This is a genomic window from Sandaracinobacteroides sayramensis, assembly GCF_022014495.1.
In the GTDB taxonomy this organism is placed as follows: Bacteria; Pseudomonadota; Alphaproteobacteria; order Sphingomonadales; family Sphingomonadaceae; genus Sandaracinobacteroides; species Sandaracinobacteroides sayramense.
On sequence record NZ_JAKLSQ010000009.1, the window covers coordinates 62,370 to 78,392 of the forward strand.

The following is a 16,023-nucleotide window of genomic DNA, read 5'->3' on the forward strand; positions in this document are numbered from 1 at the left end:
GAAAAGATGCGAGGCGCATAGCTTGCGGGCACATCACTTGCAAGTTTCTTTAAGTCTTTAAGTCGGAGGCATAATGCGCTTTTGGCAAGCGCTTCGGGTTGCGCTACTGCCCGCCCATGCCCGGCTTCGACCCGCTCCAGCCTTTCGCCCTGTTCGCGGACGCAGGCGGGGCGCGGCTGTTCACGCGGCCGCACGCCGTCATCGAGGGCGAGGACATGCCGCAGGCCTTGCAGGCGCTTCGCGGCGCGGGCGAGGATTGGCTGGCGGGCGGCTTTTCCTATGAATCCGGGCTGGCGCTGGAGCCCCGGCTGCCCCGGCGCCCGGCCTTCCACTGGTTCGGACGGTTTCCGCCGCCTGCCCTGCTGGATGTGGCCAAATTTGCCCGCCTGCTTTCCAACTGGCGGGCGCCGGTGGAAATCGGGCCGCTGGAACCGCTGGTGGCGCGCGAGGACTGGCTGCAGGCGGTGCACCGGGCGCAGGGTTATATCGCCGCCGGGGACATCTATCAGGCCAATCTCACCTTCCCCGCCCGCCTCGCTGTGCGGGGGCATCCGCTGGCGCTGTTCGCGCGGCTGTTCGCGCCGGAGGCCGCGCCGCATGGCGGGCTGGTGCACGACGGGCACGGCCGCTGGTGGCTGAGCTTCTCGCCAGAGCTTTTCTTCCGGCTGGACAAGGGGCGGCTCGAGGCCCGGCCGATGAAAGGCACCGCGCCGCGCGCCGCCGACACGGGCGAGGACCGCAGGCTGGCGATGGGGCTGGCGGCGGACGCGAAGAACCGGGCGGAGAATCTGATGATCACCGACCTGCTGCGCAACGATCTCGGCCGCGTCGCGCAAACCGGCAGCGTCCGCACCAGCCGGCTGTTCGAAGTGGAGACCTACCCCAGCGTCCACCAGATGACCTCCAGCGTGTCGGCGCGATTGCGGCCCGGCCTCGACGCGCTGGATGCGCTGGCGGCGCTGTTCCCCTGCGGTTCCATCACCGGCGCGCCGAAGATACGGGCGATGGAGATCATCGGCGAACTGGAGCCTAATCCGCGTGGCATTTATTGCGGCAGCCTCGGCTGGATCGGGCCGGAGGCACAGGCGGCGCATTTCAACGTCGCCATCCGCACGCTGGAAATCCGCGGTGGCGAAGCGCGTCTGGGCTTGGGCGCCGGGATCGTTGCCGACAGCCAGCCCGAAGACGAATGGGCGGAATGCCTGACGAAGGCGCGCTTCCTGACCCCTTCCGCCCCCGGCGCGCTGATCGAGACGATGCGCCTGGAGCCGGATGGCGACATTCCCCGGTTGCGCATCCACCTCGCGCGGCTGCAAGCCTCCGCACTGCGCTTCGGCTTCCGCTTCGACCGGGACCGGCTGGCGGCCCGGCTCTCCGCCCTGCGCCCGCCCGAGGCGCGGCGGCTGCGTGTGCTGCTGGCCGCTTCCGGCGAGGTGGCCCTGCAACTGTCCCCGCTGCCGCCTGCCCCGGTTTTGCCGGCGCGGGTGGCGATCGCCGCGCTACCGCTGGACAGCGCCGACTGGCGGCTATTCCACAAGAGCAACCGCCGTGTGCTGGACGACGCCCGCCGTCGCTCGGGCTGTTTCGAATGCCTGTTCGAACGACCGGACGGGCGGCTGACCGAGGGCAGTTTCACTAACCTCTTCGTTGAGCGCGGCGGACGGCTGCTGACCCCGCCGGCTCACCTCGGCCTTTTGCCGGGAACGCTGCGCGCGGAACTGCTGGCGAGCGGTCTGGCGGAGGAAGCCGAGTTGCGGCGCGACGACCTCTCATCCGGCTTTCTGCTGGGCAATTCGCTGCGCGGGATGATGCCGGCAAGGCTGGCCTGACCGGCAATTTGCAAAGAGGGTCAGTTTCACTGCCATAGTGGCTTGCGGCCTGGCCGGGTGCCTCCTATGCCGACGCCGCCTTTTTCAACCGGAGCCACAGAAAATGCCTCTGCTTTCCGCCGCCATCAACCGAATCCAGCCGTCGCCGACGATCGCCGTCACCAACAAGGCGGCCGAGCTGAAGGCGCAGGGCAAAGACATCATCGGGCTGGGCGCCGGCGAGCCGGACTTCGACACGCCGGACTTCGTGAAGGAAGCGGCGATCGCCGCCATCCGCGCCGGCAAGACGAAATACACCGCGGTGGACGGCACGCCCGAGCTGAAAGCCGCCATCCAGGCGAAGTTCAAGCGCGACAATAATCTGGACTATGCGCTGGACGAGATCAGCGTGAACGTCGGCGGCAAGCAGACCATCTTCAACGCCATGGTGGCGACGCTCGATCCGGGCGACGAGGTGGTGATTCCGGCGCCTTACTGGGTAAGCTATCCCGACATCGTGCAATTCTGCGGCGCGAAGCCGGTGATCATCCCCTGCCCGCTGGAAAACAACTTCAAGCTGCAGCCGGAGCAACTGGACGCGGCGATCACGCCGGCGACCAAATGGGTGCTGCTGAACTCGCCCTCCAACCCGACCGGGGCCGCCTACACCGCCGCCGAGCTGAAGGCGCTGGCGGACGTGCTGCTGGGCCACCCGCATGTCTATATCCTGACGGACGACATGTATGAGCATATCGTCTACGACAATTTCAAATTCGCCACCATCGCCGAGGTGGAGCCGCGCCTCTACGAGCGGACGCTGACGGTGAACGGCGCTTCCAAGGCCTATGCCATGACCGGCTGGCGCATCGGCTTCGCCGGCGGCCCGAAGCCGATCATCAAGGCGATGGCTAAGATCCAGAGCCAGTCCACCTCCAACCCCTGCTCGGTGGCGCAGGCGGCGGTGGTGGCGGCGCTGAACGGCCCGCAGGACTTCCTGCAGGAGCGCAACACCGCCTTCCAGGCGCGGCGCGACCTCGTGGTTTCCATGCTGAACCAGGCGTCGGGGCTGTCCTGCCCGCGCCCGGAAGGCGCCTTCTACGTCTATCCCGACTGTTCGGGCCTGATCGGCCGGCAGACGCCCGACGGCAAGACGCTGGCGAACGACGAGGATGTGGCCGCCTATCTTCTGGAAACGCAGGGCGTGGCGGTGGTGCATGGCGCGGCCTTCGGCCTCTCGCCGGCCTTCCGCATCAGCTATGCGACCTCGACCGAAGTGCTGGAAGACGCCTGCCGGCGAATCCAGAAAGCCTGCGCCGCCATCCGCTGATCCTGCGGGCGGGGGGTTTTGCCTCCCGCCCGCTTCTGGCATCGGGGCTGGCGACATGAACCGCTCCTCGCTCCAGTTCGATCGCCGCGCGCTTCTGGCCGGCCTCGCCGCCGCGGCCGCTTTTCCCGCCCGCGCCGGGGCCGCTTCGCGCGTGGAAATCGCCGACGCCGGGCTTTTCGCGGCCCGGATGCCGACAGGCGCCGCCGTCCGGAGCTTGCGGATCGGCGGGCTCGTCCGGCGACCTCTCCTGCTCGACCTCGGGCATGTGGCAGAGCGCTGGGCTCTCGACGAGCGGCGGTATCGCCTGCGCGGAATCGAGGGCTGGTCGATGTGGGTGCCCTGGCTCGGCCTGCCGCTTTCGGACCTGCTGCGGCTGGCCGCGCCGCTGGCGGAGGCCCGCTACGTCCGCTTCACCGCCGCCGACGGCCGGCGCGAGGGGCTGCGGCTGGACGAGGCCCTGCACCCGCTGACGCTGTTTGCGCTGGGCGCCCATGGGCGGCGGCAGCGGGCGCCCCGAATCGTCGTGCCGTGGAAATATGCCTTTAAATCCATCGGCGGCCCGGTCGCGATCGATCTCGTCCGGCATGAGCCGCTGACGGCCCATCGCTCCCATGGCTTCTACGCGAATGTGGAAGGCCCCGGCCTTGGCTTCAACGGCTATGCGGGCGAGGTGGCCGGACTTTACGCTGAGGCCTGATACGCCCAGGTTGAGAAGCCATAGACGTAATGGATCTATTTTCCGTCATCCCGGGCTTGACCCGGGATCCCGCTTTTTACCCCGCCGTCGGAAAGCTGGACCCCGGGTCAAGCCCGGGGTGACGAGGGAGGATAGGAGGCCGTAGCCTGGCGCCAGTCGCGGATTTGCCAGCCGCGCCTTTCGGCGATCCCGCGCAATTCCGCGCAGGGGTTGGCGGCCACCGGCACATCCGCCCAGTCCAGAACCGGCAGATCGCTGATATGGTCGGAGGAGAAGACGACCTCCTCCGGCCGCCGCTCCAGCCGGGCGAGGATCATCCTCAGCTTGCCCATCTCATAGCAATTCTCGCCGTGGATGCGGTTGCTGAGATGGTCGCCGTCCCAGACATTCTCGGTGGCGATCACCGTCTCCATGCCCCAGCGCCGGGCCAATGCTTCGACGAAATAGCGGCAACTCGCCGTCGCCAGCCAGACCTCGCGCCCGGCGGCCCGGTCGGCGGCGATGGCTTCCAGCGCGCCCGGCAGTTCCATCCGCGCCCCGAAATCGGCGGCGAAGGCCTCGGCCGCGCGCTCGACCCGGGCGCGGGCCACGCGCCGGCCCATCATCAGCGCCTGCGCCGCCTGCTTCAGCCCCTTGCGGTCGGTGAAGCCCATGAGGAAGGCGATGGACGGCAGCGCCAGCAGCGGCGCCAGCAGCAGCCGCGCCGGCGCCTCGCGGCGGGCGTAGAAGAACAGCCAGGCCGTCCAGCTCGCCTTCTTCGTGATGGTCTTGTCCATGTCGTAGATGGAAAGCTTCAATCCCCCCTCCTCGGGTTGAGGGCGCGCCAGCTGGCCGGCGGCAATTGCTGCTCCTTCGGCAGCGACCAGAGGCCGCGCTTCTGCCGCCGCGCCTCCTCATGGCCGGCGCGAATCGCCTTGTCGGGCAGATAGCGGTCGAACGCCCAGGCGTTGCCGGAGCGCGCCATCTCCGCGTTCACATAGGCCCTGCCCTGCCAGACCTTGCCCACCAGCCGGCCGTAACGGTCGCGGTCGGTCACCTCCACCGTCACCGGCTTGCCCTGCACCATCCGCCGCAGCGCCGAGCGGGACTGGATTCCCCAGGGCTGCGCCAGCTCCGGCGCGTCGATCCCGGCGAGGCGCACCTCGCTTCGCCGCTTCACATCGTGCCGCTCGACGACGATCGAATCGCCGTCCTTCACCCGCACCACCCGCCCCTCGAAACTGGAGGCGAAGGCCGGGGAGGCGCCCGGAAGCGCGCCCAGAAGCGCGCAAAGCAGCAATATCCGGGCGGGGCTCGGGCGGCGCGACATGGCCGCCTCCCTTGCACGGCGGCGCGACGATATGCAAAACCCCTGAACCATGCCGGATTCTCCGCAGCCAGAAAGCCCGGGCTTTCACCTGAGCCTGGACCAGGATGCCCGGCGACTCTCGCTTGCCGGGCGGCTGGGCATCGCCGAGGCAGGCCGGGCGGAAACGGAACTGGCCGCCGCGCTCGGCAGCGTCGCCGGGGCGCTGGAGATCGATCTTTCCGGCCTCGAGCGGCTCGACACCGTCGGCGCCTGGCTGATCCACCGCACATTGCGCGACCGGCCGGGGAGCGAGCTTGTCGCGCCCAGCCCGCAGGCGAAGCTGCTGATCGCCGAAGTCGCCGCCGCCGACCGTCCGCTGGCGCAGGCCGAACCGCCGCTGCCCTTCGTCGTCCGGGAGCTCGACCGGCTCGGCCTTTACATCATCACCTTCTGCCAGACGCTGATCGCCGGGCTGGGCTTCATCGGCCTCACCATCGTCTCCGCCTGGCAGGCGGCGAAGTCCGGGCGCGGCGTGCGCTGGCGGGCCGTCACCGTGCAGATGGAGCAGGTGGGGGTGAACGCGCTGGGCATCGTCGGCCTGATGAGCTTCCTGATCGGAATCGTGCTGGCGCAGCAGGGCGCGGTGCAGCTGCGGCAGTTCGGCGCGGAGGTGTTCGTGATCAACCTCGTCGGCCGCGCCACCTTCCGCGAGCTCGGGATCCTGCTGACGGCGATCATGGTCGCCGGCCGCTCGGCCTCGGCGTTTGCGGCGCAAATCGGCTCGATGAAGCTGGCGGAGGAGGTGGACGCCATGCGCACCATCGGCCTCGACCCGGTGGAGATGCTGGTGCTGCCCCGGGTGATCGCGCTGGTTTTGATGATGCCGCTCTTGGCCTTCTACGCCTCGATCCTGGCGATCGTCGGCGGCGGGCTGTTCGCCTGGGCCGACCTCGGCATCCCCCCCGCCACCTTCGCCCAGCGGCTGCGCGAAGTGGTGCCGATGTCGGACTTCTGGATCGGGCTTTCGAAAGCGCCGGTGTTCGGCGCCATTATCGCCATCATCGGCTGCCACCAGGGCTTCATGGTTTCCGGCAACGCCGAATCGGTCGGCCAGCGCACAACGCTGGCGGTGGTGCAGGCGATCTTCATCGTCATCGTGCTGGATGCGGTGTTCGCCGTCTTCTACACCGCGCTGGGCTTCAATTGATGGCGGAGCCGGTCATCCGCGTGCGCGGCCTCGTCAACCGCTTCGGCGCGCAGACCGTGCACGACGGCCTCGACCTCGACGTGATGCCGGGCGAGATCCTGGGCGTCGTCGGCGGTTCCGGCACGGGGAAGTCGGTGCTGATGCGCTCGATCATCGGCCTGCAACCGCCGACCGAGGGCGAAATCCATGTGCTGGGCCGGCAGGTGACCGGGCATGACGCCACGCAGGATCCGGAGCTGACCCGGCAATGGGGGGTGCTGTTCCAGGGCGGGGCGCTGTTTTCCGGGCTGACGGTGGCGGAAAATGTGCAGGTGCCGCTGAAGGAATATTTCCGCCTGTCCGACACGCTGATGGAAGAGATCGCCGCCTACAAGGTGGCGATGGTGGGGCTGCCGCCGGAAGCCGGGCCGAAATACCCGTCCGAACTGTCGGGCGGCATGCGCAAGCGGGCGGCGCTGGCCCGCGCCCTTTCGCTCGACCCGAAGCTCTTGTTCCTGGACGAGCCGACCGCCGGCCTCGACCCGATTTCGGCGGACGGCTTCGACACGCTGATCCGCACGCTGGCGCAAACCCTGCAACTGACGGTGTTTCTGATCACACATGACCTCGACACATTGAACGCCATCTGCGACCGGGTGGCGGTGATTGCGGACCGTAAGATCATCGCCTCGGGCACGGTTGCGGAGCTGACCCGCTTCGACCACCCGTGGGTGCGCGAATATTTCGGCGGCCCGCGCGGCCGCGCCGCTGCCCGTGCGCGCGATGTGGCGCACGGCGGCGGTCTAGTGGAGGTCGGCTGATGGAAAACCGCCAGTCGCATGTGATCGTGGGCGCCATCACCTTCGTGCTGGTGCTGGCGCTCATCGGTTTCGTGCTTTGGCTCGCCCGCTTCTCCCGCGAGGAGAAGGCGGAGTTCGACATCTTCTTCAACCAGTCGGTGTCGGGGCTGACGGTCGGCTCGAGCGTCAGCTTCTCGGGCGTTCCGGTCGGGCAGGTGCGGCGAATCGCGCTGATGCCGGAAACGCCGCAGTTCATCCGCGTCAGGATCGAGCTTCAGCCCGACACGCCGGTGCTGGAGGGAACGACCGCGACTCTGCAATCGGTGGGCTTCACCGGCGTCACGGAAATCCAGCTTTCCGGTTCGGTCAGCGGCCAGCGCCCGTTGACGCAGCCGGGGCCTTATGGCGTTCCCGTCATTCCCGCGCGGCAGGCCGGCTTCGGGCAATTGCTCGAATCGGCGCCGCAGGTGCTGGACCGCGCCTCCACCCTGCTCGCCCGGCTGAACGAGGTGTTCGACGACGAGAATCGGGCCCGCTTCGCCAGCCTCGTCGACAATCTGGACCGGGTGTCGAGCAGCATCGCCGCCGAAGGCCCGGCCATGCGCGCCGCCATCCGCGAGGCGGAAACGGCGATGAAGGCCGCCACCCGCGCCGCCGACAGCCTGGCGCTGGCCGGCGAGAACGCCAACAGCCTGATCACCGAGGACGGAAAGCCGCTGGTCGCGGAATTGCGGCGCAGCGTGACGGCGGCGGAAGCGACGCTGAAGCGGGTCGATGCGCTGGCCGCGGCGGCCAAGCCGGGCGTGCAGAGCCTCGCCTCGCAGACGGTGCCGCAGGTGAACCAGCTCGTCGCCGACCTGCGCGACGTCAGCCAGCAGATGGGGGCGCTCGCCGCCAAGCTGGACGAGGACCCGCTCGCCGCCGTCACCGGCGGCCGGCCGCTGCCCGACTATCAACCCGCAGGCGAGAAGCAGAAGAAATGATGGCCAGCCCCAGCCTTCCCAGGCCTCTCCTCCTTTGCGCGTCGCTTGCCGCGCTGCTGGCGGGCTGCGGCCCGCTGGTGCAGGTGGGCGGCAACAGCCACCCCCCGGCCGAGCTCTACACCCTGTCGGCGCCCCCTCCTCCCTCGGTGCCGGTCGGCGTGAAGCCGCTCGACATGGCAAGCGCCGTGACCGTCGACATCCCGTCGGTGCCGGGCGCGCTGCAGACGATGCGCATTCCCGTCAACGTTTCCGACACCTCGATCCAGTATCTCGTCGGCGCGCAATGGTCGGAACAGCCCAACCGCCTGTTCCAGCGCCTGCTGGCGGACAGGCTGACGGCAGGGCATGTCGCGGTGATCGACCAGCGCTCGTCCGGGCAGACGGGCGGACGGCGCCTCACGGGGCAATTGCTGGCCTTTGGCGTCGATGCGCGCGCAGGACGGCAGGTGCAGGTTCGCTACGACGCGACGCTGACCGGCCGCGACGGCGTGCGCCAGCGCCGCTTCGAGCGTTCGCTGCCCTTGTCCGGCATCGAAGGGGCGGAAGTGGCGCGGGCGCTGAACGAGGTGGCGAATGCGGTTGCCGCCGATGTGGCACTTTGGGTGAGCGCGAACGCAGGAGTGAGTTGACCGCGCGCCCGAGGAGCGCTAAGCGCGCCGCCTCCAGCCTGGCGGGGTAGCTCAGCTGGTTAGAGCACAGGATTCATAACCCTGAGGCCGCGGGTTCAAGTCCCGCCCCCGCTACCATCCCGGATTGTCCACCGGTGGCCCACTGAGGCCACTGGCAGACATTTTTCGAGGAAAATCAAATATTTTTCGCGTCCCGTTGCGTACGCCGGCGTCCCGGTGCGACCCGCTGCGGCCACCCACGGCGATTTGGATTGGGGGTATTTTGGGGGTATTTTTCGGCTGTCCCCAAAACAGGCGATACCCCCAGATGGCTTTGAAAGAACTTGAGGTCAAATACGCCACCAAGCGGCAGCGCCCCTACAAGCTGTCCGATGGAGAAGGCCTGCACCTGCTCGTCCAGCCGAACGGATCGAAGCTCTGGCGCCTGAAATACCGCTTCGACGGCAAGGAAAAACTGCTGAGCTTCGGCAAATATCCGACCGTCACGCTGGCGATCGCCCGCGAGAAGCGGACCGAAGCCAAGCGGCTGCTCGATCAGGGTGAGGACCCCGCCGAGGCCAGGAAGCGGGCGAAGAAGCAGAGGGCCGCGCTCAAGCTGTTCGAAGAGATTGCGCGGGCCTGGCACGCCAATCGTATTGAAGGGCTGGACTCGGCCCATGCCCTGCGCGTCATCAACCGGATGGAGCGCGACGTCTTTCCGGTCATCGGGAAGCGTCCGATCACGGAAATCGACCCGCCCGAGATTCTCGAGATGATCCGCGCGGTCGAAGCGCGCGGCGCCCTCGATATCGCCCGTCGCCTCAAGCAGAACGTCAGCCAGATCTATCGCTTCGCGATCGCGAGCGGCTGGGCGACCATCGATCCGACGCTCGGCCTCAACGATGCGCTCAAGCCCAAGCCGCCCGTCAGGCACATGGCGCGCGTGCCGCTCGCGGAGTTTCCGAAGCTGGTGCGGGCGATCTTCGCCTATGACGGCGAGGACACGCCGCGCCGCCGCGAGATCACCCGTGACGCGCTGCTGTTCACCTTGCTCACATGGGTCCGAACCAGCGAAACCCGCTTCGCGGCCAGGGACGAGTTCGAGGATCTCTATGGACCGAACCCGCTATGGCGTCTGTCGCCGGAGCGCATGAAGATGGAACGTGAGCATCTTGTTCCGCTGTCCCGCCAGGCCGCAATGATCGTTCAGCGCCGCTTGCAGGCGACGAACGATGCGTTCCTCTTTCCCGGAGCCAAGCCTGGAAAGCCTATTTCCGAGAACACCATGATCTATGCCTGCTACCGCATGGGCTATCTTGGCCGGCAGACGGTGCATGGGTTTCGGGGGCTCGGCTCGACCTGGGCGAACGAAGCCGAACGCTACAAGCCCGACTGGATCGAGATGGCGCTCGCCCACGAGGATGAGGACGAAGTGCGCGGCGCCTATAACAGCGCGCTCTATCTCACCCCGCGAAGGCGGATGCTGCAAGATTGGGCCGACGTGATCGACGCGGCAACCGCAGTGTCGGATGTCGAGAAGGATCCTATCGAGTTCTCACAGCTCACGGGCTGTTCTGCGCCCATCCAGCGCTTGCCGCCGAGCGACCGGAGACAGCCGTATTGGCAGCGCCCTCGTTGGGCGGCTTCGCGATAAGCGTCACGGCTCGGAACCGCTGATTAAGAGCGCGGCTTTCCACCATAATTATTATAAACGTCAGTTACTTAGATGCATCCGTGAATAGTGGGACTGAACAATAAGAAGCAGTATCGTATCATATCCTACCATGCCCTACGTCACAAATTCACCTACGTCGGAAGAGCGCCCTCATGGCGGACATTCGTTCAATCAAGCAGGCAATCACGGTGAGCGGCATCAACCATCGAGCTTGCCAATGCCCTGTACCCTAAGACACGATAACAATCCCCCCACGCAAAAGTCCTCCATGGCCTTCAGGGTCACCGAGATGTTCCGTGAAGAAAGTCGCCCACCCGACATGTGATCGATCCGGCGATTGTCGGCGAATGTGTACAGCGTACAGCTCAGAATAAACTGATAGGCCTGCAAGGCATCATCGCGCGATGACTTTGGTTTGATAGATATCATCGCCTCGACATATCGGCGAGATATTTCATCAAATAGCGGTGCAACTATTTCGTCCATCCAGAGTTGCACGCCTGCTATCTGTGAGATGAGGCGACAATAATTCATCCACCCCGGCTCACCGGATTCAAAACGGCTCAAGAGGGGGCCGTAAAATGCGCGGATGAGAAGTCGAGCCGATGCTTCCGGGCGATCTGGATCGAGGTCCAGCTCCGCAAGCCTTCGCAGCCGCTCTTCGTTCAACCACGCGCTGCGGCGTTCTATGACTTCCGTGAACAGCGCTTCCTTGGTTCCAAAATGATAATTCACAGCGGCGAGCCGTGTGGACGCTGCATCCGTTATTTCTCGCACCGAAACGCCGAAATAGCCCCGGTCCGCGAACAGCGACTCGGCGGCGTCCAGGATCTGCTCGCGCAGATCCGGTCGTTCCGTTTGCGGCTTGGAGATTGCCTTTTTTGGCTTAATATCTGGTAATTTCAATCATCTTCTCCCCCAAAAGCGCCCCGAATTGACATGTGAGTGGAACGTTCGTATCACTCGATCAAGGACGCGCAGCCTACGCTGGCTTCCGTCACAAAAATAGATGGTAGGGGAACGAAACTGTGAGACCGATCCTGATCCGTAACGGCTATGTCATCACCGGCGATCCTGCGATCGGCGACGTGCCCAGTGGGGATGTTTTGATCGTGAACGGACGCATCGCTGAGATCGGTCAAAACCTTCACCATGATGAGGCAGAGGAGATCGACGCGACCGGCACGATTGTAATGCCAGGCATGGTCGATACGCATCGGCATACTTGGCAGACTCAGCTACGCGCGATTTGCGCCGACATGAGCCTCATGCAGTATATGCGCTGCATCCGCTTCAACATCTCGCCCGTCTATACGCCAGAAGATGTCTATGTGGGCAATTATATCGGCGCCCTAGAAGCTCTGAACGCCGGGATCACGACGCTCTATGACTTCTCACATACGTCGCACAGTCCGGAACATGCCGATGAGGCCATCCGCGGCCTGCGGGACGCCCGGATTGCTGGCCTCTATGCCTACGGCTTCTATCCAGCACCGGTCGACCGGCCTTATTTTACGAGCGTCGACCAACGCATCGCCGATGCGGAACGGATAAGGACGCAGCATTTTTCGTCGGACGATCAGCGGCTGGGCATGGCGGTCGCGATCACCGAGGTCGGGATGTATCCGTTCGATTCGACGCGTAAGGAGATCATGACAGGCCGCCGACTTGGCGTGCAGCAAACAATTCACACGAACTGTTTCTGGGGCTCCGCTTTTTGCAGCGGTATAGAGGAACTCGCGGCGGCCGGACTCCTTGGACCCGACCAGGTCCATGTGCATTGCAATTCCGTGACAGACAACGAACTTCGCCTGCTCGCCGATAATGGCGCCAAGGTTTCATGCACGCCCGATACGGAACTGCAGATGGGCATGGGCCACCCCTTGATCGGCCGCGCCCACGATGTCGGCATCAAGCCTACACTTGGGGCCGACGTTATCTCCTGCAACGGTGGCGACCTACTCACGCAGGCACGCCTCGGTCTTCAAGACGCGCGCGTCCTGGCCAACGATCCGGTCAATGCGCAAGGTCGGATGCCTGAGGATATCCCATTCAAGGTACGTGACGCGATCGCGTGGATGACGATCAACGGCGCGGAAGCGATGGGTCTTGATCATCGCACGGGATCGCTCACGCCGGGCAAGGATGGCGATATCGTTCTCATCGCGCCCAACGACTTCAACCTCATGCCGCTGAACGACATGGTGGGCGCGGTCGTGCTGCAGGCTAACGTTTCCAACATCGATACGGTGGTCCTGCGCGGCGAGGTCGTGAAGCGCCACGGTCGCTTGACTGGCGTCGACTTCAAGCAGTTGCTCCGCATGGCGGAGGGCTCGCGCGAGCGGATCATGGAGCAGGCCCTGCGTCGCGGTCCGCTCGTTCCGCCGCCCAACACCACGGCAATGGCAGAGATGGAGGAGACCGCGCGCCAGAACCTGGCCGCATAGCGGGGTAGGAAACCAAAGGCGCCGCATGAACCGCGTCGGCGTCCAACGAGGAGGGGATTACGAAATGGATAAGCTTTGGCCGCGCGCCGCGCGGATCGGACTTCTTTTGCCTGCGGTCGTTGGCACAAGCGCTTACGCACAGACTGAGCCGGCTTCATCGGCTGCGAGCACTCCGCAGCCGGAGGCCGTATCGACGCCCGCCGCACAGGATCAGGGCGCCGGTCTTCAGGACATCATCGTGACTGCGCAGAAGCGCAGCGAGTCGGTGCAGAAAATTCCTCTCGCGGTGACGGCCCTATCCGGCAATGACCTCGCGAAGGCGGGCATCAACAGCATCGAGGGTCTGCAGGCCGCCGTCCCCAATCTCAACCTCGGCCAGCAGCTCGGCGTCGCGAGAATCTCGCTGCGCGGCATCGGCCTCGACAACCTCAGCACCGGCGCCGAGGGAAGTATCGCTTTCCACCTCAACAGCGCGTTCATTTCGCGCGGCGCCGCAGCGCTCAGCGCATTCTACGACGTCGATCGCGTGGAAGTTCTGCGCGGGCCACAGGGCACGCTCTATGGCCGCAACGCGACCGGCGGCTCAATCAACCTCATAACGCGCCAGCCCACCGACACGTTTTCGGGTTATGGCGATGTCACGGTCGGCAACTATGGTCGTTTGGCGTTCGACGGCGCCGTCAGCGGCCCGATTGTCTCTGATAAAGTGCTCGCGCGGATCGCTTTCTCGACGGACGACCGCAACGGCTATGGCCGAAACATCACGACCGGCACTAGGATCGACGACACCAATGCCCGTTCGATCCGTGGTACGCTGAAGCTTTTACCCGCCGACGATCTCACCATCACTCTGATCGCCGACTATCATCGAGAAAATGACAACGCGAACGGCTATCATTATTTCGGACCCGCGGGCCAGACTGCCAGCGGCCAGACAATCACACCTTTCGGCATTCAGTTCGGCGGCGTCACCGCAAGCAATCCGCGCGATATCGCAAACGAAGCCGATCCGTTCAACCGGCGCACGATCTGGGGTGTCAGCAGCGAGATTGCATATCGATTCGGCGGCGTCACAGCCAAGTCGATCACGGCCTATCGCAGCACGAAATACATTACCGGATCGGACCTCGATTCCACCAGTTTTCGTCTCGCGCCGATCTTCCAGAACGAAGACGACAAACAGTTCAGCCAGGAGTTTCAGCTCTCGTCCGAATCCGACCGGTTCCGATGGCTGCTGGGGGCATTTTATTTCCACGAAAATGACGCCGGCGCGATCATCATTCCCTACAATGATATTGGCTTCGGCGGTCCCGGCGTCATCCGCCAGGGCTATTATGCCGGCGGGCGTCTCGAGACTGATGCCGGCGCCATCTTCGGGCAAGCGACCTACAATCTGACCCCGGAGATTCACCTCGTCGTCGGTGGCCGTTACAGCATCGAGCGAAAAGGCATTTCCGAACAGCTTCAGTTCGACCTCGCGCGACCCTATTCGCCCGCCAATCCCGTCGCGCCGCTCGCCCAGTGCGGAGCCGATATCCCATCGGTCCCGACCTGCCAACCGCACAAGACCTTCCGATCCTTCACGCCGAAAGTGGCGCTCGAGTATCAAATCACGCCCGACGCTTTGCTCTACGCCTCGGTTTCGCGAGGCTTCAAAAGCGGCACCTACAATGTCGGCGGCGTGCAGCCGCCCGTGAAGCCGGAGAAGGTCACGGCCTATGAAGGGGGCCTGAAATCGGAATTCCTCGATCGGCGGCTCCGCATAAATCTTGCCGGCTTTTATTATGATTACAAGGATCTCCAGGTCGGCAAGGTGGTCAACGCGTCACTCGCGCTGGAGAATGCGGCGACAGCGACGATCTACGGTGCCGAGCTCGAGTTGCGCGCGCGCCCCACGCCCGACTTAGAACTGGGTCTGACCGGCTCCTATCTCAACGCCAAGTTCGACAGTTTCATCAGTATCGATCCCGCGCGACCCGGAGGTGACGGGCGCACCGTCGACCCGGCGACCGGCGCACCGGCTTTCAACAACGCCGGCAACCGCCTGCCGCAAGCCCCCAAATGGACGGTCGACGCCATGGCACAATATACCGTGCGCTCGGACCATGGATCCTTTGCCCTTCGCGGAGAGGTCTTGTGGGTCGATAAGGTCTATTTCAGTGCCTTCAACGTTCCGCAGGTGTCGCAGCCGGCAAAGACCAAGCTCAATGCCTCGCTGATCTACACCGATCCGGGCGATCGCTGGAGCGTGACCGTCTACGGCAAGAATCTCGCCAACAAGACGTACATCTCAAACGCCTTTGTCAGCTCCAGCATCGTGGGATTTGGCGTCAACGGCTTCCTCGAGGAGCCGCGAACCTATGGCGTGACCATCGGGTATAAGTTCTAGCCGGGAATATATTCTCATGATCACGATTCCCACCGCCGAGTCCATCATCGACATTTCGATGCCCATCGAGAATGATATCGTATCGGATCCGGCGGCCTTTCGTCCACGGGTCCGATATTTCGGGCACGATGATACACGAGAACAGATGCTGGCCTTCTTCCCCGGAATGACGGCCAGCGACCTGCCCGATGGCGAGGCCTGGGCGATCGAGCATGTCGAGCTGATCACGCACAACGGCACGCATCTCGACGCACCTTACCATTTTCATTCGACGATGGATGGGGGCAAGCGGGCGATCACGATCGACGAGGTTCCGCTCCACTGGTGCTGCCAACCAGGCGTCAAGCTCGATTTCCGGCATTTCCCCGATGGCTATGTGGTGACCGCCGAGGATGTTCGGGCTGAACTCGATCGGATCGGCGTCAAGCTCAGCCCGCTGACCATCGTGGTCATCAACACGCGGGCCGGTTCGGCCTACGGCACGGATGACTATGTCAACGCGGGGTGTGGAATGGGCCGCGAAGCCACGCTTCACCTGCTTGAGCGCGGTGTCCGGGTGACAGGGACCGATGCATGGTCATGGGACGCGCCGTTCACTTACACGGCGCAGAAATATGCCGAAACCGGGAATGCCGACCTGATCTGGGAGGGGCACAAAGCGGGTCGGGAAATCGGCTATTGCCATCTGGAGAAGCTGCATAATCTCGAAGCGCTTCCATCCTCCGGATTCACCGTGATGTGTTTCCCGACCAAGATCAAAGGCGCTTCGGCAGGCTGGACCCGCGCGGTCGCCGTCCTCGACGATTGAATGGAGT

Annotated in this window: 14 protein-coding genes and 1 tRNA gene; 12 read left to right on the forward strand and 3 right to left on the reverse strand. The window is 64.8% G+C overall.

All coding sequences use genetic code 11. From position 1 onward, the window contains the following. Positions 1-116: 116 nt before the first annotated feature. From pabB to L6Q21_RS07535, 3 genes are all read left to right on the forward strand, one after another. On the forward strand, positions 117-1,829 hold the full coding sequence (gene pabB, locus L6Q21_RS07525) for an aminodeoxychorismate synthase component I (RefSeq protein WP_237830176.1): 1,713 nt from the start codon (positions 117-119) through the stop codon (positions 1,827-1,829). A 103-nt stretch (positions 1,830-1,932) separates the two neighbouring features. Further along, on the forward strand, positions 1,933-3,135 hold the full coding sequence (locus L6Q21_RS07530; protein ID WP_237830177.1) for a pyridoxal phosphate-dependent aminotransferase: 1,203 nt from the start codon (positions 1,933-1,935) through the stop codon (positions 3,133-3,135). 55 nt (positions 3,136-3,190) lie between these two features. Continuing rightward, positions 3,191-3,832, forward strand: a complete 642-nt coding sequence (locus tag L6Q21_RS07535; RefSeq protein ID WP_237830178.1) for a molybdopterin-dependent oxidoreductase — start codon at positions 3,191-3,193, stop codon at positions 3,830-3,832. 107 nt (positions 3,833-3,939) lie between these two features. Here L6Q21_RS07535 and L6Q21_RS07540 read toward each other — a convergent pair whose 3' ends face one another. Further along, positions 3,940-4,629, reverse strand: a complete 690-nt coding sequence (locus tag L6Q21_RS07540) for an HAD family hydrolase (RefSeq protein WP_237830179.1) — start codon at positions 4,627-4,629, stop codon at positions 3,940-3,942. Further along, positions 4,626-5,141 (reverse strand): thermonuclease family protein, encoded by a 516-nt coding sequence (locus L6Q21_RS07545; RefSeq protein ID WP_237830180.1) that lies wholly within the window; start codon positions 5,139-5,141, stop codon positions 4,626-4,628. The genes L6Q21_RS07540 and L6Q21_RS07545 overlap by 4 nt, the downstream gene beginning before the upstream one ends. 49 nt (positions 5,142-5,190) lie before the next feature. Here L6Q21_RS07545 and L6Q21_RS07550 point away from each other — a divergent pair, with 49 nt between their 5' ends. From L6Q21_RS07550 to L6Q21_RS07575, 6 genes are all read left to right on the forward strand, one after another. Continuing rightward, positions 5,191-6,327 (forward strand): ABC transporter permease, encoded by a 1,137-nt coding sequence (locus tag L6Q21_RS07550; RefSeq protein ID WP_237830181.1) that lies wholly within the window; start codon positions 5,191-5,193, stop codon positions 6,325-6,327. Next, positions 6,327-7,127: an ABC transporter ATP-binding protein gene (locus L6Q21_RS07555; RefSeq protein ID WP_237830182.1), complete on the forward strand. Its 801-nt coding sequence runs from the start codon at positions 6,327-6,329 to the stop codon at positions 7,125-7,127. The genes L6Q21_RS07550 and L6Q21_RS07555 overlap by 1 nt, the downstream gene beginning before the upstream one ends. Then, positions 7,127-8,089 (forward strand): MlaD family protein, encoded by a 963-nt coding sequence (locus tag L6Q21_RS07560; RefSeq protein WP_237830183.1) that lies wholly within the window; start codon positions 7,127-7,129, stop codon positions 8,087-8,089. The genes L6Q21_RS07555 and L6Q21_RS07560 overlap by 1 nt, the downstream gene beginning before the upstream one ends. Beyond that, on the forward strand, positions 8,086-8,718 hold the full coding sequence (locus L6Q21_RS07565) for an ABC-type transport auxiliary lipoprotein family protein (RefSeq protein ID WP_237830184.1): 633 nt from the start codon (positions 8,086-8,088) through the stop codon (positions 8,716-8,718). The genes L6Q21_RS07560 and L6Q21_RS07565 overlap by 4 nt, the downstream gene beginning before the upstream one ends. Before the next feature lie 40 nt (positions 8,719-8,758). Next, positions 8,759-8,835 (forward strand) — tRNA-Met (locus tag L6Q21_RS07570). 190 nt (positions 8,836-9,025) lie between these two features. Beyond that, positions 9,026-10,351 (forward strand): tyrosine-type recombinase/integrase, encoded by a 1,326-nt coding sequence (locus L6Q21_RS07575; RefSeq protein WP_082657688.1) that lies wholly within the window; start codon positions 9,026-9,028, stop codon positions 10,349-10,351. 219 nt (positions 10,352-10,570) lie between these two features. Here L6Q21_RS07575 and L6Q21_RS07580 read toward each other — a convergent pair whose 3' ends face one another. Next, positions 10,571-11,278 (reverse strand): TetR/AcrR family transcriptional regulator, encoded by a 708-nt coding sequence (locus L6Q21_RS07580; RefSeq protein WP_058454906.1) that lies wholly within the window; start codon positions 11,276-11,278, stop codon positions 10,571-10,573. 122 nt (positions 11,279-11,400) lie between these two features. Here L6Q21_RS07580 and L6Q21_RS07590 point away from each other — a divergent pair, with 122 nt between their 5' ends. Genes L6Q21_RS07590 through L6Q21_RS07600 form a run of 3 tightly spaced genes read left to right on the forward strand, consistent with a single transcriptional unit; the run spans position 11,401 to position 16,016 of the window. Then, positions 11,401-12,819 carry an amidohydrolase family protein gene (locus L6Q21_RS07590; RefSeq protein ID WP_058454905.1) on the forward strand — a complete coding sequence of 473 codons (1,419 nt, stop codon included), beginning with the start codon at positions 11,401-11,403 and terminating at the stop codon, positions 12,817-12,819. Between the two features lie 25 nt (positions 12,820-12,844). Continuing rightward, positions 12,845-15,208: a TonB-dependent receptor gene (locus L6Q21_RS07595; protein ID WP_231726127.1), complete on the forward strand. Its 2,364-nt coding sequence runs from the start codon at positions 12,845-12,847 to the stop codon at positions 15,206-15,208. 16 nt (positions 15,209-15,224) lie between these two features. Further along, a complete protein-coding gene (locus tag L6Q21_RS07600) occupies positions 15,225-16,016 on the forward strand; it encodes a cyclase family protein (protein ID WP_011415055.1) in 792 nt (263 codons plus the stop codon). Positions 16,017-16,023 lie beyond the last annotated feature (7 nt).